This is a genomic window from Hydrogenophaga sp. (assembly GCF_031426985.1).
Lineage (GTDB): Bacteria > Pseudomonadota > Gammaproteobacteria > Burkholderiales > Burkholderiaceae_C > Hydrogenophaga.
Genome location: NZ_JASJOY010000035.1, coordinates 1 through 1,119 on the forward strand (window position 1 = coordinate 1; position 1,119 = coordinate 1,119).

1 protein-coding gene is annotated in these 1,119 nt (G+C 63.4%); it reads left to right on the forward strand.

The window, feature by feature from the left end:
* A partial coding sequence (locus RMP09_RS04725) for a CmpA/NrtA family ABC transporter substrate-binding protein (RefSeq protein WP_310564849.1) occupies positions 1–1,028 on the forward strand: 1,028 nt, incomplete at its 5' end.
* Positions 1,029–1,119 lie beyond the last annotated feature (91 nt).

Genomic DNA, 1,119 nt, shown 5'->3' on the forward strand with positions numbered 1-1,119 from the left:
TGATCATGGCGCACCCGCTGGGCTTCTACAGCAAGCAGGGTCTCAACGTGTCGGTCACCAAGACCGCGGGTTGGGCGCTGGTGCGAGACAAGATGATCAACAAGGAATACGACGCTTCGCACTTCCTCTCGCCCATGCCGCTGGCCATCAGCATGGGGCTGGGCAGCAACGCCACGCCGATGAACGTGGCCACGATCCAGAACATCAACGGCCAGGCCATCACGCTGGCGTTGAAGCACAAGGACAACCGCGATCCGAAGAACTGGAAGGGCTTCAAGTTCGGCATCCCGTTCGACTTCTCGATGCACAACTTCCTGCTGCGCTACTACCTGGCCGAGAACGGCCTGAACCCCGACACCGACGTGCAGCTGCGCGTGATCCCGCCGGCCGAGATGGTGGCCAACCTGCGCGCCGGCAACATCGATGGTTTCCTCGGCCCCGATCCCTTCAACCAGCGCGCGGTGTACGACGAGGTGGGTTTCATCCACGTGCTGACCAAGGACCTCTGGAACGGCCACCCCTGCTGCGCCTTCGGCACCAGCACCGAGTTCATCCAGAAGAACCCCAACACCTTCGCCGCGCTGTACCGCGCCGTGCTCACCGCCGCGGCCATGGCACGCCAGCCCAAGAACCGCGAACTCATCGCCAAGGTGATCGCGCCGAGCCAGTACCTGAACCAGCCCGAGGCCGTGTTGAACCAGGTGCTCTCGGGCAAGTTCGCCGACGGTCTGGGCAAGATCCAGAACGTGCCCGACCGCGCCGACTTCGACCCCATGCCCTGGCAGAGCATGGCGGTGTGGATGCTCACGCAGATGAAGCGCTGGGGCTACGTGAAGGGCGATGTCGACTACAAGGCGATCGCCGAGAAGGTGTTCCTGATCACCGACGCGCGCAAGCACATGAAGGACCTGGGCATGCCCTTCACCGCCGGCCCGACCTACGCCAAGCACACCATCATGGGCAAGGCGTTCGACGCGGCCAAGCCCGATGAGTACCTGAAAAGCTTCGCCATCAGCAAGGTGGCGTGATCATGAAAGCCGTCAGCCTCAACCTGCGCGCGGCGGTGGTCTCGCTGCTGATCTTCGTGTGCTTCATCGGCGCCTGGCAGCTCGCGACCAC